1 protein-coding gene is annotated in these 551 nt (G+C 72.2%); it reads right to left on the minus strand.

Going from position 1 to position 551, the window contains the following annotated elements; translation table 11 throughout:
• Positions 1–551 (minus strand): 13E12 repeat family protein (locus LXN01_RS16000; protein WP_236866841.1); only part of this gene is annotated, 551 nt, incomplete at both ends.

Below are 551 nucleotides of genomic sequence, written 5' to 3' on the forward strand. Positions count from 1 at the left end.
GTCATCACCAGGTGCAGCTCGACAGGAACGTCGGCGGCCTCGTCCTGACCGGTCAGCCGGGTGCTGAGAAGATCAGCCATCAGCTGCCCGTGCGTGCGCCCCTCGGCAGCCCCGGTCCCGACCGCGGTCGCAGCCGCCTGGTGAAGATGCGCATACGCGGCGACCGCCTGCGGCATCGGCAGCAGCGCCGTCAGATACGCCATATTGCCCGGCGCCGGCCGGACACTGACCCGCCGCTCCTCCTGGCCGCGCTCCAGCTGCTCCACCGCGGCCTGCTGATCCAGCCGCTGCGCATGGGCGCGGGCCTCACTGGCCAACCGGCGCACCCCGGTCCCCGCGAACCGGACACCCATCAGCCGATCCACCTGGAACCGGTGATGGACCGACAGCCAGGCCGTCTCCCGGCACAGCACCATCGCCTTCTCCTCCGACACCCGCCCCGCGGTCAACGCCGTCATGGTGCGCGGCATCTCCCCGATCAGCGCATGCGCCAACCCGAGGTGGCGGGAACCGCGGGCCGGTGATTCCCGGCGCGCCAGCGCCACCTCAGC

Source organism: Brevibacterium daeguense, from assembly GCF_021729135.1.
Classification (GTDB): domain Bacteria; phylum Actinomycetota; class Actinomycetes; order Actinomycetales; family Brevibacteriaceae; genus Brevibacterium; species Brevibacterium daeguense.